At 35.3% G+C, this 22,903-nt stretch carries 25 protein-coding genes and 1 tRNA gene; 8 read left to right on the top strand and 18 right to left on the bottom strand.

Translation table 11 applies throughout. The annotated features are described in order from the left end of the window. Nucleotides 1–288: 288 nt before the first annotated feature. Nucleotides 289–1,755 carry a peptide MFS transporter gene (locus JZO71_RS09110; RefSeq protein ID WP_206899186.1) on the bottom strand — a complete coding sequence of 489 codons (1,467 nt, stop codon included), beginning with the start codon at nucleotides 1,753–1,755 and terminating at the stop codon, nucleotides 289–291. Nucleotides 1,756–2,132: 377 nt separating this feature from the next. Between JZO71_RS09110 and JZO71_RS09105 the strand changes: the two genes are divergently transcribed. Further along, nucleotides 2,133–2,729: a nitroreductase family protein gene (locus tag JZO71_RS09105; protein ID WP_206899185.1), complete on the top strand. Its 597-nt coding sequence runs from the start codon at nucleotides 2,133–2,135 to the stop codon at nucleotides 2,727–2,729. Nucleotides 2,730–2,847: 118 nt separating this feature from the next. Here the strand turns inward: JZO71_RS09105 and JZO71_RS09100 are convergent, their stop codons facing one another. Continuing rightward, nucleotides 2,848–3,330, bottom strand: a complete 483-nt coding sequence (locus tag JZO71_RS09100; protein WP_206899184.1) for a hypothetical protein — start codon at nucleotides 3,328–3,330, stop codon at nucleotides 2,848–2,850. Nucleotides 3,331–3,463: 133 nt separating this feature from the next. After that, the gene (locus JZO71_RS09095; RefSeq protein ID WP_067482398.1) at nucleotides 3,464–3,661 is read right to left on the bottom strand and encodes a hypothetical protein; all 198 of its coding nucleotides are present in this window, start codon (nucleotides 3,659–3,661) and stop codon (nucleotides 3,464–3,466) included. Nucleotides 3,662–4,048: 387 nt separating this feature from the next. On the opposite strand from JZO71_RS09095, the gene JZO71_RS09090 reads away from it, so the two are divergent. The 3 genes from JZO71_RS09090 to JZO71_RS09080 all read left to right on the top strand — a co-directional run bounded on the left by JZO71_RS09090 (nucleotide 4,049) and on the right by JZO71_RS09080 (nucleotide 5,426). After that, nucleotides 4,049–4,810: a C39 family peptidase gene (locus JZO71_RS09090; RefSeq protein WP_206899183.1), complete on the top strand. Its 762-nt coding sequence runs from the start codon at nucleotides 4,049–4,051 to the stop codon at nucleotides 4,808–4,810. Between the two features lie 66 nt (nucleotides 4,811–4,876). Further along, nucleotides 4,877–5,290 (top strand): hypothetical protein, encoded by a 414-nt coding sequence (locus JZO71_RS09085; RefSeq protein WP_206899182.1) that lies wholly within the window; start codon nucleotides 4,877–4,879, stop codon nucleotides 5,288–5,290. A 63-nt stretch (nucleotides 5,291–5,353) separates the two neighbouring features. Further along, a tRNA-Gln gene (locus tag JZO71_RS09080) sits at nucleotides 5,354–5,426 on the top strand. Nucleotides 5,427–5,510: 84 nt separating this feature from the next. On the opposite strand, the gene JZO71_RS09075 is transcribed toward JZO71_RS09080, so the two are convergent. After that, entirely contained in the window at nucleotides 5,511–5,882 is a 372-nt protein-coding gene (locus tag JZO71_RS09075) for a YxeA family protein (RefSeq protein WP_206899181.1), read from the bottom strand. Nucleotides 5,883–6,120: 238 nt separating this feature from the next. Between JZO71_RS09075 and JZO71_RS09070 the strand changes: the two genes are divergently transcribed. Further along, a complete protein-coding gene (locus JZO71_RS09070; RefSeq protein WP_206899180.1) occupies nucleotides 6,121–6,306 on the top strand; it encodes a hypothetical protein in 186 nt (61 codons plus the stop codon). A 416-nt stretch (nucleotides 6,307–6,722) separates the two neighbouring features. After that, complete coding sequence (locus JZO71_RS09065; RefSeq protein WP_206899179.1) at nucleotides 6,723–7,271, top strand: hypothetical protein; 549 nt, start codon at nucleotides 6,723–6,725, stop codon at nucleotides 7,269–7,271. A 62-nt stretch (nucleotides 7,272–7,333) separates the two neighbouring features. Here the strand turns inward: JZO71_RS09065 and JZO71_RS09060 are convergent, their stop codons facing one another. The 5 genes from JZO71_RS09060 to JZO71_RS09040 form a co-directional block, all read right to left on the bottom strand. Further along, a complete protein-coding gene (locus tag JZO71_RS09060) occupies nucleotides 7,334–9,043 on the bottom strand; it encodes an N-6 DNA methylase family protein (protein ID WP_206899178.1) in 1,710 nt (569 codons plus the stop codon). Between the two features lie 202 nt (nucleotides 9,044–9,245). Then, complete coding sequence (locus tag JZO71_RS09055; protein ID WP_206899177.1) at nucleotides 9,246–9,434, bottom strand: hypothetical protein; 189 nt, start codon at nucleotides 9,432–9,434, stop codon at nucleotides 9,246–9,248. 17 nt (nucleotides 9,435–9,451) lie between these two features. Further along, nucleotides 9,452–9,715: a hypothetical protein gene (locus tag JZO71_RS09050; protein ID WP_206899176.1), complete on the bottom strand. Its 264-nt coding sequence runs from the start codon at nucleotides 9,713–9,715 to the stop codon at nucleotides 9,452–9,454. 590 nt (nucleotides 9,716–10,305) lie between these two features. Beyond that, nucleotides 10,306–10,629: a hypothetical protein gene (locus JZO71_RS09045; RefSeq protein WP_206899206.1), complete on the bottom strand. Its 324-nt coding sequence runs from the start codon at nucleotides 10,627–10,629 to the stop codon at nucleotides 10,306–10,308. Nucleotides 10,630–10,647: 18 nt separating this feature from the next. Then, nucleotides 10,648–11,082 (bottom strand): universal stress protein, encoded by a 435-nt coding sequence (locus JZO71_RS09040; protein WP_206899175.1) that lies wholly within the window; start codon nucleotides 11,080–11,082, stop codon nucleotides 10,648–10,650. A 350-nt stretch (nucleotides 11,083–11,432) separates the two neighbouring features. Here JZO71_RS09040 and apf point away from each other — a divergent pair, with 350 nt between their 5' ends. Next, a complete protein-coding gene (gene apf, locus JZO71_RS09035; protein WP_206898830.1) occupies nucleotides 11,433–12,044 on the top strand; it encodes an aggregation-promoting factor in 612 nt (203 codons plus the stop codon). A 101-nt stretch (nucleotides 12,045–12,145) separates the two neighbouring features. Here the strand turns inward: apf and JZO71_RS09030 are convergent, their stop codons facing one another. The 8 genes from JZO71_RS09030 to JZO71_RS08995 all read right to left on the bottom strand — a co-directional run bounded on the left by JZO71_RS09030 (nucleotide 12,146) and on the right by JZO71_RS08995 (nucleotide 21,064). Next, nucleotides 12,146–12,391, bottom strand: a complete 246-nt coding sequence (locus tag JZO71_RS09030) for a GlsB/YeaQ/YmgE family stress response membrane protein (protein WP_067481318.1) — start codon at nucleotides 12,389–12,391, stop codon at nucleotides 12,146–12,148. Between the two features lie 43 nt (nucleotides 12,392–12,434). Beyond that, complete coding sequence (locus JZO71_RS09025; RefSeq protein WP_206899174.1) at nucleotides 12,435–12,983, bottom strand: Asp23/Gls24 family envelope stress response protein; 549 nt, start codon at nucleotides 12,981–12,983, stop codon at nucleotides 12,435–12,437. Nucleotides 12,984–12,995: 12 nt separating this feature from the next. Further along, nucleotides 12,996–13,184 carry a DUF2273 domain-containing protein gene (locus JZO71_RS09020; RefSeq protein ID WP_206899173.1) on the bottom strand — a complete coding sequence of 63 codons (189 nt, stop codon included), beginning with the start codon at nucleotides 13,182–13,184 and terminating at the stop codon, nucleotides 12,996–12,998. 11 nt (nucleotides 13,185–13,195) lie between these two features. After that, on the bottom strand, nucleotides 13,196–13,756 hold the full coding sequence (gene amaP / locus JZO71_RS09015) for an alkaline shock response membrane anchor protein AmaP (protein ID WP_206899172.1): 561 nt from the start codon (nucleotides 13,754–13,756) through the stop codon (nucleotides 13,196–13,198). Between the two features lie 279 nt (nucleotides 13,757–14,035). Further along, complete coding sequence (locus tag JZO71_RS09010; RefSeq protein WP_206899171.1) at nucleotides 14,036–14,797, bottom strand: formate/nitrite transporter family protein; 762 nt, start codon at nucleotides 14,795–14,797, stop codon at nucleotides 14,036–14,038. A gap of 170 nt (nucleotides 14,798–14,967) precedes the next feature. Then, entirely contained in the window at nucleotides 14,968–19,788 is a 4,821-nt protein-coding gene (locus JZO71_RS09005) for a COG1470 family protein (RefSeq protein WP_206899170.1), read from the bottom strand. Between the two features lie 68 nt (nucleotides 19,789–19,856). Beyond that, nucleotides 19,857–20,366 (bottom strand): hypothetical protein, encoded by a 510-nt coding sequence (locus JZO71_RS09000; protein WP_206899169.1) that lies wholly within the window; start codon nucleotides 20,364–20,366, stop codon nucleotides 19,857–19,859. An 83-nt stretch (nucleotides 20,367–20,449) separates the two neighbouring features. Further along, complete coding sequence (locus JZO71_RS08995) at nucleotides 20,450–21,064, bottom strand: hypothetical protein (RefSeq protein WP_206899168.1); 615 nt, start codon at nucleotides 21,062–21,064, stop codon at nucleotides 20,450–20,452. 885 nt (nucleotides 21,065–21,949) lie between these two features. On the opposite strand from JZO71_RS08995, the gene JZO71_RS08990 reads away from it, so the two are divergent. Next, on the top strand, nucleotides 21,950–22,249 hold the full coding sequence (locus JZO71_RS08990) for a bacteriocin immunity protein (RefSeq protein WP_206899167.1): 300 nt from the start codon (nucleotides 21,950–21,952) through the stop codon (nucleotides 22,247–22,249). A gap of 72 nt (nucleotides 22,250–22,321) precedes the next feature. On the opposite strand, the gene JZO71_RS08985 is transcribed toward JZO71_RS08990, so the two are convergent. Further along, nucleotides 22,322–22,903, bottom strand: a 582-nt coding sequence (locus JZO71_RS08985) for an LPXTG cell wall anchor domain-containing protein (RefSeq protein ID WP_206899166.1), incomplete at its 5' end; no start/stop codon positions are given.

The following is a 22,903-nucleotide window of genomic DNA, read 5'->3' as shown; positions in this document are numbered from 1 at the left end:
ATAATTTTGATTAGTTGAGCGTTATTACGAGGAGTTCCTTGGGGCACTCGGAGGAAAAAACTATCACAAATCATCCCCCTTCAACAATATCATACGCAATTGCACAAAATAATTTCTTCTATTTTGAAGTAAATGTAACTATATGAAAAAGTTGCTTTAAGAACATCTCAAATAACTTTGCGACAAGAAAATAGTCAGCTACAAATTTTTTTGAATTGATCTTATATCTAAACTATTTTTCCACAAAAAAAAGCCTAGGGCATCAATTGCCCAAGGCACTAAGAATTTTTAATGAATTGAACCCATCAGTTTCTTAATTGGTTCTTTGATTGTGAACAATAAAATCCCGCCGACTATTGCAACAACCCCAATGATTCCAAAATATGCTGATTCAGTTGCCGGTGTATAAAAACGAGCGATTTGTGCGTTAATTGCTTGTGATGAGGCATCTGCTAAGAACCAAATAGCAATGGTTTGTGATTCAAACGCGCGCGGTGCTAGTTTAGTTGTTACTGAAAGACCAACTGGTGATAAACACAATTCCGCAATTACGATGATGAAGAAGCTACCCACCAACCACATTGGGCTTACTTTTCCAGCTGTTCCATATAATAAACCTGGTAACATCAATAATAAGTAAGAAAGTCCAGCAAATAATAAACCAAGCGCAAATTTCACAACAGTAGATGGTTGTTTTTGTCCTAGTTTTGTCCATAAAGTAACGAAGACAGGTGTCAAAACAAAAATGAAAATCGGATTTAATGATTGGAACCAACTTGCTTGGATCGTTACACCAAATAAAGTTGATTGTGTTCGTTCACTGGCAAACAATGCAAGAATAGATGAGCCTTGCTCTTGTAATGACCAGAAAATAATTGCTGCTAAAAACAAGGGAATATATGCTAACACGCGTGGTTTTTCTTCTGCAGAAACATCTTTTGACGTTAACATTTTTACAAAATAGAAAACAGGCAACACAATTCCAAGTACGCTAATCGAATTAACAAAGAAATCAATAGAAAGATGACCAGTTAATTGTGCACCACCAAAAATAGCAATGATTACGACAATTGCAAGAACAAAGTTACGAATAAAACCTTTACGTTCTTCTGGTGTTAATGGGTTTGGTGCTTTTGTTCCAACACCGTCTAATGTTTTACGTCCTTGAATGATATATTGCAATAAACCAAAGAACATCCCAAACGCTGCTAGTGAGAACCCTAAATGATAGTTATATTCTTGACCCAAAGTCCCAACGATCAGTGGTGCTAATAACGCGCCCAAGTTCACACCCATATAAAAGATTGAGAAACCTGCGTCACGACGTAAATCCGTTTTTGAATAAAGATGGCCCACCATTCCAGATACATTTGGTTTCAGTAAAGCTGTCCCCATAATGATCAATGCCATTGAAATAAATAAAGCTCCTACTCCAAATGGGGTTGCTAAAACAATGTGACCAAACATGATGAATACTCCACCAAAAAATACTGTTCGCTTTGCTCCAAGTAAACGGTCAGAAATCCAACCACCAACAATACTTGACATAAATACAAGTGAACCATAAATCGACATGATTGCTAAGGCTGTAGTACGTGGTAATCCAAGACCACCATTTGAAACTGCGTCATACATATAATAAAGAAGTAATGCGCGCATCCCATAATAACTGAATCGTTCCCACATCTCTGTGAAGAACAATGTTGATAACCCCTTCGGCTGGCCAAAGAAGCCTTTATCTTGTTGATTTTCCATAATCCATACCCCAATTCTTTAAATTTTCAGAAAATAATAAACATATTCACCGAAAAATTTAACTGAAAAACTTATTTAAGAAATATATACTTCTTTTCTATAAAAATAAGTAAAATTCAATGACAAAATAATAAGAATAAAAAAACACACATTTAATAATTATATAGTACCACTCCATAGACAAAGTGGAAAAAGTCGCTAAAGCAACCAAGTAACCGCTATCACTCTTTTTGCTTTCTCATTAAATTTTTCTTCAAAAAAAAGTTAAAATTTTTTGAGCATTTCTATTTACTTACTTTTTGTAAGGTGATATACTTCATTTTGTATTCAATTACAAAAAGTAAGTTAAAAAACAACATTCAAAGGGAGATTATATTATGACTACATTTACAAATACTTTAAAAAACCGCCGTTCTATCTATCATTTGGGACGCAACGTTTCATTATCAAACACAGAATTAGAAGCACTTATCAAAGAAGCAATCAAAGAAAGTCCAACTGCTTTCAATGCACAATCAACACGCGCTGTTATTCTTTTCGGTGATGCTCACGAAAAATTATGGGAAATCACAGAAGAAGCACTTCGCCCATTAACACCTGCTGAAGCTTTTCCTAACACACAACAAAAATTAGCTGGTTTCAAAAATGGTTACGGAACTGTTTTATTCTTTAAAGACACTGACATCGTTAAAGGATTGCAAGAACAATTTGAACTTTATGCGGATAACTTCCCAGATTGGTCAGAACAATCAAATGGTATTGCAACAGCAAATACTTGGGTTTCATTAGTTGATCAAGGACTTGGCGCAAACTTACAACATTACAATCCAGTAATTGACGAAGCTGTTGCAAAAGAATGGAACATTCCTGCAAACTGGAAACTACGTTCTCAATTAGTCTTCGGTTCTGTTGAATCACCTGCTGGCGAAAAAGAATACATGAACGACGAAGATCGTTTCCGCGTATTTAGCTAAGCTACGTACAAGAAAAAAAGGACACGTTTAGGATAAACCTAAGCGTGTCCTTTTTTAGTTTAAAACAATCATTTTTATAGAAAACAAAATCGGTGCTTAACGCTTTGCACCACATTCTTTACTCTTCATCAATCATAATATCAATTTGTGCATCATCATTTAACCGCTGCGCTAAAAATGGCACCAATTCCTCTAAAGAAGTAGAAAATTTTAGCATTGGCCCACGCCAACCCTTACGGAAAAAGTTCATTTTTACTTCATTTGAACCTTGTGGTTGATATAAAACGATTCGATTGATCTCAGAAAAAGGAACACCTCGTTTATCAAAGCTATTTAAAACCAAGCCATCTTCTGTGATTCCACGGCTATCCAATAAAAAACTGATGAATATCATTGCTGATAAAACAGCCTTCGCTAAGTCGTCTAGTGTTGGCTGACTAATGACAGTAAACCAGATCACTAGGACCACTAGAAATGGGACTACCAGATAAACCCAACGATTTCGGACTGCTTTATAAACAATTTCTCTACGGACAAACCATAAAAATAAGAACATGACAAAAACAAATGCAAACAATAACAAAGTAAAAGTCGTTATCATTGTACATCACCTCTCTTCTCTCATCTCAAGAAAACTTTTCTCTTTCTACTAAGTATATAGAACTTTTGAAAAAACAGCAAAAAGGACACGCAGCAACACTTTTCGCGTTTGAGCTACTTGTCCTTTTTATTTTTTATTCAAATGTATCATATTTTGCAACAACCATGCTGGACTTCTCTTCCAATAACTCTTGGTCTTCGTCAGCACACTGAGCAACTTTGACTACGGCACAATTCGTCATTTTTGATACAACTTCTCCAACAACTGGTTGTGTGAATCCAATTGGCTTACAAGAATACTTTTCTCCTAAATTTATCATTTCTTCCGTCATCAAAATCCTCCTACACTGCTGCCCCATTTTCTTTCCTGAAGTACTTTATTCAGGTCGAATGTTCATTGTCATTGCCGGTTAACGCTTGCTAACAACTTTTTGAACAAACCATATTGGCATTATAGCCTACTGGTTTCGTTTTCACAAATAAAACCCCTTCTAAACACGAAAGTTTCGTTGAAAATTCATAAAAAAGAACGGAATTATTCATTTTTTCTTTCTCTCAATAGTTAAGTTGAAATAGTTGAAAAAATTATTACTAGCTGTTAATTTTTTTATGTAAACTTTCTCACCAATAATTAGTGAAAAAGTATTTTACATTCTCAAAAAAAACATTATAATAGCAAGAATGTAAGATATTCCCCTGTGGAATAATTGGAGGTCCTTATGAAAAAGAAAGTTGCAAAAAAATTAACAGGAATTGTTAGTATCAGCTTACTTGCTGCTGGCTCAATTTATTGGTTAACCACTCCCAACTCAAACGAAACACCACAGCAAAAACAAGAGAATCAGAAACCTCCAGCTAAAAAAAATTCAAATGAAGCAAACGAAATCATTTTAGATGTCCCACTTGCTAATCAGTTTGACGAACCAGCTTTAGAAAATGGCTGTGAAGTAACTGCCCTTTCTATGCTCTTAAATTACTATGGCTTTGATACGAACAAAAATCAATTAGCAAACGAGCTTACCTATGTACCTGTATTCAATGAAGACGGCACCCATGGTGATCCAAATGAAGGATTTGTTGGTGATATTTCTGGTGGAGACTGGGCAATGGGTGTCTATGTCGCACCAATTGCTGCACTCGCACAAGAAGTAGTCCAAACCAGCTATCACGCTCAAGCAAAAAAAGAAGCGTCACTTACTGATATCAAAGAAGCATTGAATGAGGATAAACCCGTTTGGACTAGTGTCACCATTGAGTTTGAGGTCCCCGATGACAATGATTTTATGACTTGGATCACCCAAAATGGAGAAGTTTCTGTTACTCCCCTCATTCACGCTTGTGTTGTAACAGGCTATGATGAGGAAACGATTTACGTGAACGATCCCTATGGTGAAAAAAATCGAGCAGTTCCAATCGAAGATTTTACTGAAATCTTTGAAGCAATGGGTGGACAAATGTTAACCTTGGAAAAAAGTAACTAGCGTTCTTTCAAAGAATGACATATACTTTAGACAAGAAGATTCTAGTTTGAAAGAGGAGGCGTCATCATGGAAAGATTCAATCAAAAAAAACCGAATCCAAATGAAATTCCAATCATTTTTGTACGTGATGATTCTGGGAATGTTCAGGGAAAAATTTCCGTCAATGAATGGACAAACCGTCACCGCCCTTCATCTTTGAATCAATTGGAAATCAAATTATATCGTCAAGCTTTGGCCTATTATGCCGAACAAGATTTTGAAAAAGCAATTGATATCCTAAAATTTTTGATTTTACAAACTGAATACACGCACTTTGAATATGTTGAGCGTTTAGCAAATATCTACCATTTGAAAAATGAACTATCACTTGAATTAAAACTTCTTTCTTCGACTATTTCTGTGGCTGAAATAACAGGCCTCCCATCTAGTTTAGTTAGAAAAATCGAACGCCGAATCGAACGAATCAAGAAAAACAAGTAGCGGATAAGTTAAATTAGTTGCGTTTTTCTTGATAAGTGCTAACATAAATTTGCGTTGAGTCATTGGGATGTAGCCAAACTGGTAAGGCACTTGACTCTGAATCAAGCAATTGCAGGTTCGAACCCTACCATCCCAATTCTGGGTTCATGTTTTCTGATCATTTAAAAAAAGGAGTTGCGATAAACATCGCAACTCCTTTTTTTATCTGTTTTTATATCTATTATCCAATAAGTGCTAATGCTTTTTCAGGTACTTCGTTTTTGTCGACTTCTTCATATGTTTCGACATGTGCTCCTTTATTTTTCAACTTCAAATAACGCTCTTCTTTTAATACACCAATTCCATTGAATTCAACTATTCGTTTTTTCCCGTTTTCATCTGCTGCTTCCTGAACATACGTTGCTGTTCCGTAACTATTAACAGAGTCTGGTTTTTTCGTTTTTACATAAACTTCTCCTTCTGTTACCAAAGGATTCAGTTGATCCGCTATACCAGCAAATTCACCATGTTGGTTTGCCGTATACATTTTTAATCCAAACAAACTTAACCCGCCAATCAGAATAATTCCTACAAAAAATTTAACTACTTTCATTTTCCTACCTCCTATGCTATTGCATTTATTATAACTAGAAACAGAAAATAGAAACCTCCGACCTAGGAATGAGTTTTCCCTCATACTTTAGCAATGCAGTCAAATTTCATAACAACTATTATGCAAAAAAACCTCATTATCTGATAAACTAATAGTGTAAAAGTAATCTGAACATGATATTAAAAGTATTTTATATTGTTATTCGTTACTTTTTAATAACTATAAAGGATGGGTCAAAATGAATAAAGACGAATTAATTACAAAAGTAAAAGAAATGGTTAATGAAGGAAATTTAGACGAAGCAAAACAATTTGTCGAAGACCATAAAGATGAACTTGGTAGCTATGTTGAGCAAGCAAAACACCTTTTGAAAGATATCGATGTTGATGGAATCACTGATAAAATCAAAAGTTTGTTTAAATAAAGGTTGTGGCTCAAAGCGTTTAGCTCCGACTAGATAGCGAGCAAGCATTCAAAATAGGTTCTCATATTTTGAGATGAATGTAAGCTATATCAAGGAGTTGCTTTGGGAACACCGTGAATAAGGTCGTGGCTCAAAGCGTTTAGCTTCAAAAAAATAAAGAACCACTGGTAAAAAATAGCTTTTCATATTTTTGAACAGTTGTGTGTTATTTCGAGAAGCTGCTTTGGGAACACCGTGGATAAGGTTGTGGCTCAAATAGTTCTCCCACAAATAACGCACACCTAATGAAGATTGTTCTGGCATAGATTACCAAAAGAAGCTATTTTACTGCATCAGATAGCAAGTAAACCTAAACAATTTGATAAATCTATTATTTATTTTGCTAGAATAGAATTGATTTTGAAAGGAACAAACTTATGGAAAAGCACATTGAGGATTTTAGAGATGGTATTTTTTCGCTTAAGACTCGGCGATTTGGTACGGTTGCAGAACTAATGATCAAAAATATTTATGCTTTGGACATGTCCACTGCACTCAATTATGATCTATGCAAAGACAAGATCAACTATGAAGTAAAGTTTTCAACTGTTCTTTCCCAAAACAAACAAAAAATCACACCTCAAAACATCATCAAAGAAATTTTGAATGCGACAATCGAACGGAGAATGATCAGCTTTCAAGACGTTCTCAATGGTGCACTATTCGATTGTAATATCCAACAAGTAAAACCTAATGAATTTCATTACTTGATTTATGGTCTCTTTTTTGAAGATCAAATTGCTATTTTCGAGGCGAAAACAGACCATATCCAAATGATTCAAAACTATTCCAATAAACAGCATCGTGGAAATATCGGTGAGGGTCAGTTCCATATCAATCAAGGTACGATGGATTATCATTTTAAAAATCATTTCGTTCGTTGGCTTACTTATGAAGAACTCTATGAGATTTTTTATCAAATATAGTTGCTAGATAAAAGCATCTGTTTACATCAAAAAAAGACCACCAAAAAAATTGGTGGTCTTTTTTACGCGAATGTTTTTTCAACTAACTGGATCTCTTTTGGTGTTAAATCAAATAACTGATAAATTACCTTATCAAGTTTTCTCAATATCATTGGATCTTGCTTTTCTAAATAGTTCGCTACAAGATCACTGATTTCATTATCTTGTTTCATACTGATTTTAGGAAATGGGAGTTCTTCTAAATTTCCTCGCAAAATTTTAATTTCCCCAAACAAACAAGTATAAATGTATGCATAGAGTGTTGAATTCAAAAGAGCCATAATCGTTTTGATTGAAGCATTTTTCGTATTTGGAATTAAGATATTTGCACTATTTAAGAATAATGAACCATCTTTGTCATAGGCAAATACAAGTTTTTTAGAAATAAATTTATAGACTAATTTTTCTTTTGCTCGATAGATTTCGTCTTTTGCTACTTGCTGGAAGTTTTCTCGATCATAACGTATAAATTTTTTAGGAGCTAATAATTGATACGCTGTAATTTCTTTTCCTGTATAAATTGGCTCCAAACCAGAATCCATGTTATTTTTTAATTTATTTTTGTTATCCCCTGTTACAATTCCTAAGGCCCATTCACTATCTTTCAAATCAAATCTTTTCTTTTCTTTTATTTTTTCAATCAAGTGATAATCTTCTACAGCTATTAAATTGTAATTGTAATTTTCTGTTTGATAAAATGCGTCAATCAAGACTTTCCAAGAGAGCTCTCCACGATATACCTCGATCAGATCATGCTGTTTCCCCAACTCTAGTTGAATGCTAATATACTTCGTTGTCACGCCTGCAAAAAGTTTGTCATACACATGGATATTCTTGATTTCATAGTTATCCAAAACATAGCGTCTCAAATCTTTATGCGTTTTGACATTCAAAAATGACTCTGGCAATAGATAGATCAAACAACCATTTTTTTTGAGGAATTTTTTTGAATGGACAAGGAAATGAGAGAACGTTTCTTTTGAATTGATTTCAGTATTCTTAAATCCTTTGGGCAATGCTCCCCAGGGAGGATTGGTGATGATGTAGTCAAATTTATTTGCAAAATCTGAAAGCTGGTCATTTAAAAAATCACGTACATATACTTGTGGCTCAAACTCTAAATTGTTAAATTTCAATAACAGATTGATTTTTGTGATAAAAACAGCGATTTCATCATTATCAAATCCTACTAATTGCCGTGGGTCTTCACAAGGGATGCTCAACAAAAAAGAGCCACTCCCACAACAAGGATCTAGAATAACCTTTTCTTTGAGATCAATTTTTTTGGTCATTTCCTCAACGACATTTTCAGGTGTATAATAGGATCCTTTTTTATTTTTTTCGCCTTCTACCAATAAACTCTGATAAGTGATTCCTAGAATATCTCGTTCATCATCTGGAATAGTGAGCGGAAAGGTTACCTCTGATATTTCGTTGTTCTTTTTGAACTCATCTAAAACCTTCTTTACATGTTGATGTTTTAAGATTCCAGCATTCGATAGTAACTCACAAGCTATTTGATAAACAACACTCGCTATCGTTAATTGCTCCGTCTTCATCATATCTACGATTTCTGATGAAAAATATTTATTTTTCGGACGTTGATAATACTCAACAGGAACAATGTACTTTTCAGATAAAGTTTTATTTGCACGAGACTTCAGTCTAGTATCTTTTTCAGTCGACAGTCTTTGCCAATTTCTGATTGTAGCCTTAGAGATCGATGTTTCCATATGATTCCCCCCACCATAATAGCCGTATTGTAACACGAACGATTGATTTTTTTTACCAAGATGATTGCTAAATTAGGTATAGAATAAACGTTTTTAGTTGAAAACTGCATACAAAAAGGCTAAATAATCTCGTTATAAATTTAATTCACAAGGATTATTTTCGCCTAGTAAACACTTTTAGTCTAGTTTTTTTATCATTTTGTTAGTATAAGCGTGTTGGATCATAATGATAGGTAACATTCCCATTCAAAGCTGCTTTTCCAACCACATATTTGCGATCTTCCAACTTTAGCCAAGCATCGCGAAAGATCATTACCTCCTCACGCTTGACTTCGATTTTTTCAATTTCTCCAGCAATCAATGCTTGGATTTGTTCATCATATGGATTCATTTTTTCTTCCTCCATCATTAATACGTAGTAAAAATTGGTTCATAGCTTTTTTTCGTATCCAAATCTTTTCTGACTTTCACTGTTGTGTAGATGATTTTTTCAACCGGAATACTATAAAATTCTTTCTCGCCATTATTAAAGCGATGAACCTCTTTTTTACTTAAAATACCATTGATTTTATTTGTCAACACTCGTTTTTCTACACTGTTGCTGACAACATAATAAATCACTCGTATATTATTCACTAAATGTAAGTCAATTTCTAATATCACATGGTCCATGAAAATTTTCATCCTCTCTTCCAAGTTCGATTATATCAGGAATTTACGAGACAATCAAAATCAAAGAGAGAATTTATTGTGTACTTTTCACAAATAAGCTTGCACCATTCAACTTAACATGTTATTTTGTAACATGGGCTTATTTCGATAGAGGAGGCTTACCATGCTGATCTTGGGTCAACTATTCTTTTACATTCCTTTTTTTACTATGGTTTTGATTACTTGCTATTATACCCGCTGGACAAGAAAAAAAATTTCCGCGGTGATTGTTTCTCTTCCTAGCGCTTATTTCACTTACCAAATTTTTTCTATTCGCCATTGGGAGACTTCTTCTTTGTTAAGCAAGTATGTCTTGGGGCTTACGATTTCAGTTATTTTACTGATTGTGTGGTTGTTTATCCTATACAATAAAAAAAATTAACGTTATAACGCGCAAAAATTCCGCTTGTTGAACGTTCCTTTTAAATCTTGCCTGATTGCCTGACCAGCTAATTTTGCTTAGCTGGTTTTTTGTATACAAAAAAACGTGAGTTGTTTCGCACAACTCACGTTTTCACTTTTCTTCTATTAATATAGAAGAAAAAGAGTATTTAAACATTCAAGTCTTCTCCTACCCTTTTTTGTAAAAATTCTTCCAGTTCATCTAAAGCTTGCTGTGTATGAACGAAATCCTGACTATAAAGTGCTGCTAATCTCTCAGGTAAAATAAACCAAGATGGATGATAACCATTCGTAGTTACCGGAAATCCTTTATCCAAACGATTATCCCCATCCCATCGAACAGCAATCGTTTTCTTGTCCTTCCATTTTACAAATGCTGTTGAGTAACCTTTTTTCGTCTTCGTTCCATCTTCAATGATCGATAAAACTTTGATTTTTTCTTTAGGAGCCTTCACATCTTGTGGTTGAACCATTTTATACACCAGCTTTCCTTATTTAACTACTAAAACACTACATGGCGCATGTGTCACAACATAAGAAGTTGTCGAACCAACTAATGCTTGTTGAATCGCTCCTTTGCCAGTCGCACCCATCACAATCAAATCGATTTGTTCTTTATTCGGAATATCTGTTCCAATCAGTTCGCGAGGGTCACCTGTTTCAACCACTGCATGGATCGAATCAATCCCATACTCTTTTGCATCGTTGATTTTTTTCAACATTTCTAATTCAATTGCTTCTTTTTCTTCTGCATAAATTTTTGAGAATGCGTAAGCACTATGTGTTAATTCAACTTCATTGATAATCGAAACAATAGATAAACTTGCATGATTTTGTTTGGCAATTGACAGTGCTTCAGAAAAAGCTTTCTCTGATTGCTTCGATCCGTCAACAGCAACTAAAATGTTTTGGTAATTGATAGTCATTGAAACCGCCTCCCTTTTCTTTTATTGTATCATCACCTACTTAATTTCAAAAATATATACACTATTTCCTCAAAAATTCCTTTAAAAACAAAATTTTTTTATTTTTTACGCACGAAAACCAGAACATACTTTCTCATTTTTCTCTCTTTAGAAGTATTGCTGTGGTTGCTTTATGTGCTTTTTTTCATTTTACCCACATTTTTTGATAATATTTTTGTTACAAAAAACCCAATTCTGTTACAAAGTGTCATCAATCTTTTACCTATGAAATCTTTTCACATGATAAAGTATGTCCATGTTGAAAAACACTTAACAAAAACTTTTATGATTCGAAGGAGAATATATATTATATGAAATCACTTAAAACTGTATTACTAGGAACAACTCTGGCTGCCGGCGCTGCATTATTTATGGGAACAACAACACACGCAGACGAAGCGTACACTGTTCAATCAGGCGATTCATTATCAACTATTTCACAAAAATATGTTGGCGATAACTCCTTGATTAACCAAATTGCTCAATCAAATTCAATTTCAGATATCAATCTGATTTTTGCAGGTCAAACTTTAACGATCCCAACTGCTGAGCAAGCAGCAACAACTTATGTTGCTCCTCAAACAGAAGCAGTTCAAGCTGAACCTGTTCAACAAGAAACAACACAAGAAGTGGCTCAAGCACCTGTTCAAGAAACAGTTCAAGCAACTCCAGCAGTAGAAACAACTGAAGCAGTTGCTACTACTTCTAACTCTGCGAAAGAATGGATTGCACAAAAAGAATCAAGTGGTTCTTATTCAGCAACAAACGGTCGCTACATCGGACGTTACCAATTAGATTCATCTTACTTAAACGGTGACTACTCAGCTGCCAATCAAGAACGTGTGGCAGACGCTTATGTGTCTTCACGTTATGGTTCTTGGGAAGCTGCTCAATCATTCTGGTTAGCAAACGGTTGGTACTAAGATAAAACTTAACTAGTTCAATTAAAAAAGGTCTGGAAGAATTCTTCCAGACCTTTTATTTTTTGTCCAATTATATTAGAAACAAAAGACTCCAACCAAACTTAATCCATTTTACGGACAAAGAATGATACGATTAGCACTAAGATCACTGCACCAACAATTGACGGAATGATTGCCATTCCTGCCAAACTTGGTCCCCAACTTCCTAGTAGCCATTGTCCTAATGCGGAACCAACTAATCCTGCAGCAATATTAGCAATAATCCCCATTGAAGAACCTTTCTTCGTAATTGCACCTGCCACAGCTCCGATGATACCACCAACAATTAATGACCAAATAAAGCCCATGTCACTCACTCCTTTTCAATTTTTACAATTTTAAATGATAGTATTATTCCACACGAGGTTCAGTGTTTTCTTTCACACGTTGTGTACCTTTATCCACAGCTTTTTTTGCTTTAGAAGTTTGTTTTGAAGCAAATTCGCCTGTTGATTTTGCTGCATCCGTTACTTTATCTTGAACTGTTTCGCTTTCTTTTGCGTATTCTTCACGTGTTTTGATATCAACGACATTTACATTGACTTCAATCACATCTAAGTGAGTCATATTCTTCACTTCACGTCCAATTAGTTCTTTCATTTGTTTGTAAATTTCTTCGATATCTTTGCCATATTCAACAACAACATCCATATCGACTGCTACTTGTTTTTTACCTACTTCAGTGTCGATTCCTGCTGTTACGTTATCTGTATTGACTAATTTTTCAGCAATATTTGAGAAAAATCCGCCATCAACAGTTAGTAATCCGTCAACATCTTCTAAAGCAATTCCGATAATTTTTTGGATTACTTTGTCCTCAAAAGTTAGTTCACCATTCATTTGATCAGTCCCTTTTTTGTTGTTTGGTTGTGTTACAGGTTTAAATTCGTTGTTTTCCATTCTCTATTCCTCCTAAAATTTAAAATAATCATCTAAAAGATGTGTTTCTTTAAGATAAAGGCCAATTGCGACACCGATTGCAGTTAGAATCAAAATGAGTAAGGTTTTGAAAAATCCTACCGTTAACCACAAAATCGCTAAAATTAGCCCAAGACCCCCAAAGATAATAGGGAGCTTGTATGTTGAAAAGAATTGATTCATTTTTTGCCCTCCTACTCTACTCGAGAGTGCTTGTTTTCTTTTGTTGTTTTTTGAAATTGCTGATAAGTGACTGTCACTTGAACAGGTTCATCTACCCCCAACAAACGTTTGACTTCTGCTTCGATTTCTTTCATCAACTGATCGGTTTGACCAATTAAAGAAGAAGTTCGCTTCAACTCACCCTTAATTTTGATCTTGATTCGATTTTTTGTTGCACGAACCACAATTCTAGGGGAATGAATAAATTCTTCTGCCCTTAACTTCGTTCGAACTAATCCCTCAATCGCTTTTTTATCGACAGCTAAAGTTCCATGTTCACGTTTCAAGACAAAAGTCGTCTTGGTTTTTGGATAAAAAAGGATGAATAGAATAAGTATGGCAACAAGAATACTAAATACCACGGCTACCCAAAAGATATATTGTTGAAAATAAAAGTTAGTTACAACAAAATATCGGATCTCTTCTAAAAACCTTGGTAACTGATACACCGAATAGAGCAATGCAGCCGTTAATGAGACCGAAAGGATGACCAAACTTCCAATGATTCCAATCACTTTAACCCCTTTATTCATTTTCCACCTCCTAAAACTTTTTTAAACAACGGCAATTTGCCAATCATTTATTAAATAAGACAGATCAATTAAGAGAGTAAAACAACAAACACATGACAATTCACTCATAATTGAAGCGCTGTTTTGTTATGCTTTTCTAATCTATCTTAATTCCAGATTATTACTTTCTGTTTTTTTTTGCAACAGTTATGCTTATTAAAAAAAACAAATAAGCAGACAAAAATAAACCGCCCATTTTATAAATGGACGGTTTATTGAAAGGTTTTTCTCTTACTTTTCTTAGTGACCTTTATAACTTAAATAATAAAATCCTGAAACAAATATCCCTCCGCCTACAATGTTTCCTAAGTAGACTAATATGAAATTCCTAAAAAATTCTGTCCAGCTTAACGAACCCTCAAAAATAGCGGCAGGGATAACAAATGCATTTGCCACACTATGCTGAAAACCAATTGCCACGAAAATCATCACCGGAAACCAAATGCCTAAAATTTTCCCAGCTGCATCTTTCGCACCATAACACAACCATAAAGCCAGTCCAACAAACCAGTTACAGCCAATTCCAGAAATGACTGCTTGTTCCCAAGAAACATTTACTTTGTGTTCTGCTAATGAAAGCACCTGATCTAAATACACACCGCTATGAGTCAAACCTAAAACATGACCAAATGCAAATGCTACAAACAAGGCTCCCACTAGATTGGCTAATGTGATTGTTAACCAATTGATAACAAGATCATTAAAAGAAACTTTCTTCGCCATCCAAGCTGTACTCACAGCCATCATATTTCCTGTAATCAATTCTCCGCCGGCTAATAAAATCACGATTAAACCGATTGGGAAAACAGAGGCGCCAACTAATGCCTGAACGCTAGCTAAATCTGCAGGGATCGAAGCAGATACCCGAATATATGCTAGATAACCTAAAGAAATCATCGCGCCTCCAATGAAACCCAGAATCCATTTGGCTACCCAAGTCTTTTCAATTTTTTTTTGACCGTTCTCAATACTGATTGCTAAAATTTCACTTGGTGAATACACAAAAATCTCTCCTTTAACTTTTCTATTCCTTTTACTACTTTACAGTTAAATCAACCGTTTTCAATAGTTTTGTACATTTTTTCACTAATTCCTCATTTCCATAAACCCTCAGTCATTTTGAAACAAAAAAAGGTGACTACGTTCTAAGATTGTAGCCACCTTTTTACATATTATTTTATGGTCTTAAATCTTAACCTCAGTGTGGAAGAAGATTTTGATACTTCTGTCTGTTGATTAACAGAGCCACTAAATGAAAGTTGTTTGATTTCTTCTGAACCAAGCGTCAACAAGAATTGAAGTTGATTGATACCTTGTTCGTTTTCATATAAAGTAACAGACTGTCCTTCAGAGGTTACATTTAATAAAAGATTTTTCCCTTTCAGATTTTGATCAGGTGTAAATTGATCGACCATTACTTCAACAGGTGTCGTTGAATTATTCTCCATCTTATATACAGGAGAAATGATTTGATCTTTCTCTGCGCCAAAGTTCATTTTGGTCGGAATAGTCAGATTGATCTCAGATGGATCGAACCCACTAACTAAGCTCCCAGGTACTTCGACCGTTGTTTCAGGTATTTCTTGCTCGACTGTACTTTCATTGGTTGCTTTTCCCGTCACTTTGACGACTGGATTTTGATCAAGAGCTTTTTCTGTTACTTTCACTTTGAACTGATGAGTAACTGTTTCTCCCACCGCTAACTCTGTTAAAGGAACAGTTAAGTCTGAAGGTGTTTCTGTTTCCAATCCTTCAGGTAATGCAACAGACAAGTTTCCTGCTTTTAGCAAACCTATTGGACTGTCATTCGTTAATGTGTATACATAAAGCAACTCATCGCCAACTTTTGTTTCCTCTTCTGTCCTAGACAGATTCGTAACTGATAAGTTCGTTGTTAAGGTCAAGTTTGGTGCTTTGATCAGAAATGATACTGGATATTCATAGTCAAAAGTACCACCGCTTTTTAGTGTTTCTGAAACAGTAATAATCGATGTGCTTCCACCTACTTTTGATGTGTCTGGATACATTGAAAATCCTTTGACTTGAATGTTGTCATAATTTTCGGTTGAAAGAAACTCACTTACTCGCTTATCTAGTTCTTCCTCCGTTGTTCCTTGCTCAATTTCTTGGAGTTTTGATGTCAAACGATTGATATGCAACAATGAGTAACCAGTTGGTGTTAATTCATAAAATGCGTCATCATAACCTTCTGATTCTTTGACAAGCATTTCATTTCGGCTAACATAAGTTTCTGCTCCACGTAAAGACCAGCTTGTATCATCTCTATTAAAAGCTGAAGCAACTAAAACATCACCATAAGAATAGTTCTGATTAGCCATCGAACTATTCCAAGTTTCTGCTAACTGTTCGGGTTTCTGGTAAACTGTATCTGTCTTAAGCGAAGTTAGTGAATTTACCAATGAATTTCGGTAAATGCCAATAGATGGACGTAGGCTCAATTTTGATTCAGTTGAACTAGATGACGCAACTAATTTGGGTGCGCCCCCATTCGTTAACAAACTTAATGCAATCGTTGAATTATTTCCCATCACGATTGTGTTCCCATACAAGACCTTGTAGTCGATAGTTATCTCTTTAGATATTTGATATGTTGGACTCGTCACGCGAACTGTTGCTTGATGAGTACCGACAGCCATCCCACTAATTGGATCACTTACCCATTCAAAAGTTAATTGCCCTTCATCTTCTGGAGTAGAAGTAACTGTGACATATTCTTTTGCATCATTTGATAATGTTGTGCCTAAAGGAATATCTGCTATTTGTTTTGCTGAAACATTTAAATCTGCTAAAACGTGAAATGTCACTTCGTATTCATAGGTGCGGGTCACATTAGCAATCGTCTCTTCCACTAGGACTTTTCCTTTTGACGTTCCTGTTTTGGATCGATCTGGATATTCAGTGATCTTAGAAACTTTCAACCCATTTCCATTCATCCCTTTGAAATCGATCATGTCGCCAGCTTGTTTATCCAATTCTTCATCTGTCATCGTGGACAGAATCGTCATCTCTTTCGGCTCCAACTGATTTAAGCGGTACGGTTCAAACCCCTTCTCAGTGACGGCAAAATAAGCAACTGCTTCATCTTTTGGTAAATAATTGATTTCTGCTCCATTTTTGACATAGGTATTCCGCCACTGTTCCTTATGCCAAATTTTAACAACATCACCAACTTGAACTAATTGCTGTTTATTTGTTCCAAAGTTATTCACAATATCATCAGTGGTCTCGTCCCCATTGAATTTTTGATCATACGTACTAGCTAATTGATCGATTCTGCCAGTTCCTCTTAACAAGGTAATCGACTGATAGGGTGTCCCAACAAAACTGTTATGAATCCCAGCTGGTGCATAGTTTTTATTTTCTCCATAACTTGAACGTATATAGTAGGAGTCACCTATTTTATGCAATGTATAGGCTCCTGTTGTTTTGTTGCTTACTCCGCGTAGTTGGATCGTATTTCCCCACGTTACTTTAACTGGAACTTGGACTTTGGTAACTGCTTGTGTCGCATTTCTTGTTAATTCGACTTCGATTTTATCGGTTACTGTCAAATTATCAAGATTAGGCGCCCAAGCTACTTTGGCTGTATATTCGCTTGAATCTAGGACTGTGCCATCATCTAAGCGAACATTGGTAACCATTTTATCTACAGCTAGTTCACCTGTCCATGTCCCTAATTCAATTGTTTGTTCCACTGGATCTGCCCAGATTTGCCGATCATCTGTAACTTTGAAAGACACCTCGTATTCATAGGTATGTGTCACATTTGAAATCGTTTCTTCCACTAAGACTTTTCCTTTTGACGTTCCCATATTAGAACGATCAGGATACTCAGTGATCTTAGAAACTTTCAAACCGTTTCCACTCATCCCTTTAAAATCGATCATGTCGCCTTTCTTCTGATCCAGTTCACTATTTGATGTAGTTGTAGAAATCGTCATTTCTTTTGGTTCTAATTTATTCAAGCGATAAGGGACAAAGCCCCCATCAGTAACCGCAAAGTAAGTTTCACCTTCGCCTTCATCTGCATACTTTATGTTATAACTACCATTATGGGAAAAAGTATTACGATGTTGTTCCTTATGCCAAATTTTAACAACATCGCCAATTTGAACTTCTTGTTGTGCGCTAAAACTATTTACTACCTCATTCGTAGTGACTTCCCCATTGAATTCTTTATAGTACGTGCTATTTAGTTGATCGATTCTGCCAGTTCCTCTTAGCAAAGTAATCGATTGATAAGGGGTGCCAGTAAAATAGTTGTGGATACCCGACGTTACGTAGCCTTTATTTTCTCCATAACTTGAACGGACGTAGTAAGAGCCACCTGCTTTATGTAATGTATAGGCACCTGTCGTATGATTACCAACTCCACGAAGCTGGATCGTATTCCCCCACGACATTTTGACCGGCACATTTACTGTACTTACTACACCAGTTGTTTTACGTGTTAACTCCACTACAATCTTTTCAGTAATAGCCATGTTATCAAAAGTGGGACACGATACAATCTGCGCTGTGTACTCGGAAGCATTGAGGGGGGTGCCATCTTCTAAACGTACGTTTGTAATCATCTTTGAAACATCTGGTATTTCGCTTAAGAATACTCCAGCTCCAAGTACTATCGTTTGTTCCAGTGGGTCTGCCCAAATTTGTTGATCATCTGTAAAATCTACTGAAATTGAGTCTAATGGAATATTAGTTATCGGTAATGCCCAATAAAATAAAGAGCCATCATAAATCGACATAGTACGTCCCTCAGCATCATGACGTGTATTCAACGTTAACGAACAGTTGCCTGTCACGTCTCCTGCTTTGATTCGCTTCATTCGATAATTTATTTGTGTTCCAGTAGACCCAGTCTTTTCAAGTTGAACATAGTTAGAAAAGTTACTGGATAAGTTAACTTGAAATTGAGACAAGTCAGAGACATAGTCCCCAGAAAAAGTAACTGTATCTTGAATGCTTTCGCTTGCTTTACTTTCAACCGTAAAATTCACAGTATCATTCACATTTTTTCCTAACTTACGATAATTGGATTTCAAGGCATTGGATAAATTATTTGCTATTGTTTGAATGGATGCTTTTCGCCACTTATCATAAATCCAAGAATATTGACTAGGCATGTCTCCACTTTCAAGGTCACAGGTTAACCCAGTCAAAGTTACATCCTTACTAGCCTTCTCGTAGTAATCAACTTTATTCCATGACCACTCATTTGTCCAAGCATATTCATCTGCTTGGACATCTCCAGAACACATAAAAGTTAGACTGGGAAAAGTAACTTTTCCAGCTTTTTTTCGTTCTATAAAAAAATTAAAGTAGTTGTATGTTACACCATCTAAGGTTGCCAAGGAAGTATTTCCAGTGATGGTAATACCATCACCACCTCCGTCAAAGTCAACCCCAGTAAAGTAAACATTTGACTTGTATAGCCAGTAATAGGTACGACTATCTGAATATAATTTTGTCACGGGTGCATTGTCGCAAGGCAAGTAAAATCTAACATTGACTTTGGCTCCTACATAATTACCAAGTTTTGCTGTTGCAAATCTATTTGTTATTTCATTCAGCCAATAATTTTTTGCTTCCCCAAAAGCTACGCTTGCACCAGGGTTATCGTCAACGTTTCCCGCCTGTGTCTGGATGCTCGTTTTCAATGTCTGTGACGCAGCTTCCTCTTTTGTTGAACTTTCAGCCACCGTTTCCTCAGTAGATATTCTTGTTTTTGATGAACCTTCATTTTCTTCTTGCTGAGAACTAGTTTGCGCTTGAGTTTGACTTGTTTCGGTTGTTTCTCCAGACTGTAGTTGTGTTGATGCCGAATTCTCTTGATTTTTAGTTGTTTCGAGGCTTTCGCTTGTTTCTTGCGCCCACGCAATCTGACTCCCCACACTGACTAATTGAGCGACTTCTGCAAATAATAAAGCCAGTAACATCAGCCAAATGATTATCTTTTGTTTATTTTTCATTTCCGGCTCATCCTTTTTCCTTCTGTCTTCTTCCACCATCCTTTTTTCATCATACAGCGCCTCCTTCATTAACTAACATATAAAACACCGTCGATTGTCGATTGATTGATTTCCTTTTCTTCATCATAGATCGTATAAACAATCGTTACTTCATGACTACCCTCTGATAAATCTTTTGCTAGCTTGGCTTCCATTAATTGGCGATTTGCAGGAATCAATCCAGATTTGTAAACCTGTTCATTTCCTTCTTTCAACAAATAGGCTACTTGGATACTGTAGGCATTTGTTGGTTTGTTTTTCACCGAGATTTGAGCAACATTCGTTTCTTTTGAAACTGCGATCTCATGTTTCAAATTGATATTAAAGTTGTCTTTGTCGACTTCTGTTTGCATGAACTTTAACATTTCTTCATCTGTCATTTTTTCTAAATTTTGTTCAACGTCTGGCAATCCGCTGATAACTTTCGGCGTTTCTCTGAAAAAGTAAAATGAAAAAAATGATCCTAATGCAATAAGCAACAACAGTAATAAAATCAATAATCGTCTTTTTTTCTTCTTATTTGCTTTTTGTTCCACCATTCTTGATATCCCCCTATGTCAAAACCCAGAAAAGGAGAAAGATTAATCAATCTCCCTCCTTTACTCTAAAGCTCTTTATTTGCTTATTTTACTGCTGTAAAGTGTAGATTCATTGAATATGTAGGTCTCAAAGCTGCTGCTCCGTCCCCAGTTGGAAATGCGCTTTGATCAATATTCCCTGTGAACTCGAAGTTTTTCACTCCATCTTTAGGAACAGTTACTAAGGTTCTTCGTGCATTTAGCATTTGACCTGCTTTTGTTTGTAAAGCAATTGCCGCTTCACCTTCTGCAACAACTGACAAGTCTTGTTTGACATCAACACCTTTTGCTGAAAAACTATCAACAGAAACTTTTACATCATTTGATGTTGAATTATTGGTTAATTTGTATGTTGGTGAAATAATTGTAGATGTTGGCTTCCCAGCGTCATCTACACTATTTGCATATAAAACAGTTGTTGGAACTGTGATGTCGATGACTGTTGGATCTTCTGGATCAGTTGGATCTGGTGATTCTGGATCAGTAGAGTCCCAAGCACCAATCCAACCATTGACTGTCACTTCTTTACCATCTTGGCCTTTAACTGTTTCACTTGGTGTATTCGGATCTACTTCTCCTGCTTCCCACGCACTTGCCGTAATTGGAGCCAAAACAACCCCACCTAAAATTAATGTACTAACTAGTAATTTTTTTACCATTTTTGTATCTCCCTTTTTTTATTTTTTTCAATAAAACTATTTTTCAAATGAATACTTCCAAGTCAAATTCAGATAAGGTAAAACACTTTACTTCTAGTCTTACCTACACGAGGTTACCTAAATTTGGTTATGTAGTCGTCATAAAAAGAATAGTATTATTTTCAAACATAACGCTTTGTTCCAAAGAAATTTGTCTTTTTTGCGTAGTACGCCTTGGAACACAAATTATATTAGCAAACGAACACAGATAAATTCCATTCAAATTTTACCTAGACATAGGAACGCAATTCGTTGGAAAAATTTTTACTTAGTTTCAAGTCATATTTTTATCCTTAAAACGAAACAAACTAATTTTCCACTCACCTTTTCTAATAAATAAATATTTTTTCTAATAAAAAACACCGGTTATAAATATGTATTTTTGAACAAACTCAGTCTAAAAACCGTAATGACACTGTATAAAATACTATGTGTTCGCGCTTTCATCACGTAATATTAAAATAACTTAGAAAAATAAAAATGTCAACAAAAACTCTTTTATAATATACTTTTCATCAAACTAAAATAATAAATTATAGATAAAAAAAGAGGGATATAGTTACTCGATAACAAAAAAATACGGTTGAAAAACAACTTTAAGCAAAGTAACTATAGATTAACCACTAAAATGACATTATGATTAAAAAATCACACATACAAACTAATAAAAATATAAAAACTAATTATTTGATTTTTAAATAATTGTTTTTTTATCATTTATTTTACGAGGACAGCTCTTAAGTAGCAGAATCAACAAAAACGGAAGAAACTATTCCTCTTATTTAAGGATTTTTCTTTTGAGTTCATTAGGGAAAAGTGCTACGCTAATCACAAGGAGATGATTCAATGTCTGAAAAAAAATTCACACTCATGATGGATCAATTAAGTTCTGCTTATTCAGATGAAGAAGTCACCAAGATGCCAAAAATCAAAGAAATGATTTTTGATGCTGCACAAGAATTAGAAAAAACGGAAAATACGAAACTAGTGGCTACAAAACTTTGCCATGCAATCACACTTAACTATCTTGAAAATAAGCAACAACTTCCGGAAGCAGTTATCAAACTATATTATCAACTAAAACATGACGCAGAAATTTATCAAGGTACTGCTGTTGCCGCCATGCTACTTCCGCTCTGGTTTTAACCAAAACAAAAAAGTCTGAGATAAAATCATCTCAGACTTTTTTTCATAATCTGCTTTCAACGGATCAGAATTTTACTGATTCGTTTTTTTATTTTTGCGGTACCAGAAAGTAAGTAAGACAAGCACAATCGTACCAACTCCCGCCCACGCAATCAAAGGTTTAGACGCATCATTTGTTTTGGGGAGTTTCTTTTTAGACTCTTCAAAACTGCCTGTTGTTGAATTAGACGAACGACTCGTGTTAACTCCCAAACGATTCTCTTTTTCTACCGAACGGCTTGTATCAGAATTCCCATTATTGCTACCTGTCGTAGTATTCGAGTAAAACGTAGTACTGCTTATATCTGGGGTACTGCTTGAATCTATCGTACTGTTTGTTGTATCTGTGGTGTTTCTTGTCGTATCCGTTGTACTGCTCGAATCTGTTGTGTTAGTACTTGTTGTATCCGTCGTACTGCTTGAATCTGTCGTGCTACTTGAGTCTGTTGTGTTAGTACTTGTTGTATCCGTTGTACTGCTTGATTCTGTCGTACTACTTGTCGTATCCGTTGTACTGCTTGAATCTGTTGTGTTAGTACTTGTTGTATCCGTTGTACTGCTTGATTCTGTCGTACTACTTGTCGTATCCGTTGTACTGCTTGAATCTGTTGTGGT

It is taken from the genome of Candidatus Enterococcus courvalinii, assembly GCF_017315945.1.
Taxonomy (GTDB): domain Bacteria; phylum Bacillota; class Bacilli; order Lactobacillales; family Enterococcaceae; genus Enterococcus_B; species Enterococcus_B courvalinii.
The sequence above is the reverse complement of the archived record's forward strand: the minus strand, read 5'-3'. Positions and strand labels throughout refer to the sequence as shown.

What these genes read in the sequence shown, in the direction of transcription:
- JZO71_RS09110 (WP_206899186.1), bottom strand. Translation starts at nt 1,755, where the DNA reads ATGGAAAATCAACAAGATAAAGGCTTCTTTGGCCAGCCGAAGGGGTTA.
- JZO71_RS09105 (WP_206899185.1), top strand. Translation starts at nt 2,133, where the DNA reads ATGACTACATTTACAAATACTTTAAAAAACCGCCGTTCTATCTATCAT.
- JZO71_RS09100 (WP_206899184.1), bottom strand. Translation starts at nt 3,330, where the DNA reads ATGATAACGACTTTTACTTTGTTATTGTTTGCATTTGTTTTTGTCATG.
- JZO71_RS09095 (WP_067482398.1), bottom strand. Translation starts at nt 3,661, where the DNA reads ATGACGGAAGAAATGATAAATTTAGGAGAAAAGTATTCTTGTAAGCCA.
- JZO71_RS09090 (WP_206899183.1), top strand. Translation starts at nt 4,049, where the DNA reads ATGAAAAAGAAAGTTGCAAAAAAATTAACAGGAATTGTTAGTATCAGC.
- JZO71_RS09085 (WP_206899182.1), top strand. Translation starts at nt 4,877, where the DNA reads ATGGAAAGATTCAATCAAAAAAAACCGAATCCAAATGAAATTCCAATC.
- JZO71_RS09075 (WP_206899181.1), bottom strand. Translation starts at nt 5,882, where the DNA reads ATGAAAGTAGTTAAATTTTTTGTAGGAATTATTCTGATTGGCGGGTTA.
- JZO71_RS09070 (WP_206899180.1), top strand. Translation starts at nt 6,121, where the DNA reads ATGAATAAAGACGAATTAATTACAAAAGTAAAAGAAATGGTTAATGAA.
- JZO71_RS09065 (WP_206899179.1), top strand. Translation starts at nt 6,723, where the DNA reads ATGGAAAAGCACATTGAGGATTTTAGAGATGGTATTTTTTCGCTTAAG.
- JZO71_RS09060 (WP_206899178.1), bottom strand. Translation starts at nt 9,043, where the DNA reads ATGGAAACATCGATCTCTAAGGCTACAATCAGAAATTGGCAAAGACTG.
- JZO71_RS09055 (WP_206899177.1), bottom strand. Translation starts at nt 9,434, where the DNA reads ATGAATCCATATGATGAACAAATCCAAGCATTGATTGCTGGAGAAATT.
- JZO71_RS09050 (WP_206899176.1), bottom strand. Translation starts at nt 9,715, where the DNA reads ATGGACCATGTGATATTAGAAATTGACTTACATTTAGTGAATAATATA.
- JZO71_RS09045 (WP_206899206.1), bottom strand. Translation starts at nt 10,629, where the DNA reads ATGGTTCAACCACAAGATGTGAAGGCTCCTAAAGAAAAAATCAAAGTT.
- JZO71_RS09040 (WP_206899175.1), bottom strand. Translation starts at nt 11,082, where the DNA reads ATGACTATCAATTACCAAAACATTTTAGTTGCTGTTGACGGATCGAAG.
- apf (WP_206898830.1), top strand. Translation starts at nt 11,433, where the DNA reads ATGAAATCACTTAAAACTGTATTACTAGGAACAACTCTGGCTGCCGGC.
- JZO71_RS09030 (WP_067481318.1), bottom strand. Translation starts at nt 12,391, where the DNA reads ATGGGCTTTATTTGGTCATTAATTGTTGGTGGTATCATCGGAGCTGTG.
- JZO71_RS09025 (WP_206899174.1), bottom strand. Translation starts at nt 12,983, where the DNA reads ATGGAAAACAACGAATTTAAACCTGTAACACAACCAAACAACAAAAAA.
- JZO71_RS09020 (WP_206899173.1), bottom strand. Translation starts at nt 13,184, where the DNA reads ATGAATCAATTCTTTTCAACATACAAGCTCCCTATTATCTTTGGGGGT.
- amaP (WP_206899172.1), bottom strand. Translation starts at nt 13,756, where the DNA reads ATGAATAAAGGGGTTAAAGTGATTGGAATCATTGGAAGTTTGGTCATC.
- JZO71_RS09005 (WP_206899170.1), bottom strand. Translation starts at nt 19,788, where the DNA reads ATGAAAAATAAACAAAAGATAATCATTTGGCTGATGTTACTGGCTTTA.
- JZO71_RS09000 (WP_206899169.1), bottom strand. Translation starts at nt 20,366, where the DNA reads ATGGTGGAACAAAAAGCAAATAAGAAGAAAAAAAGACGATTATTGATT.
- JZO71_RS08995 (WP_206899168.1), bottom strand. Translation starts at nt 21,064, where the DNA reads ATGGTAAAAAAATTACTAGTTAGTACATTAATTTTAGGTGGGGTTGTT.
- JZO71_RS08990 (WP_206899167.1), top strand. Translation starts at nt 21,950, where the DNA reads ATGTCTGAAAAAAAATTCACACTCATGATGGATCAATTAAGTTCTGCT.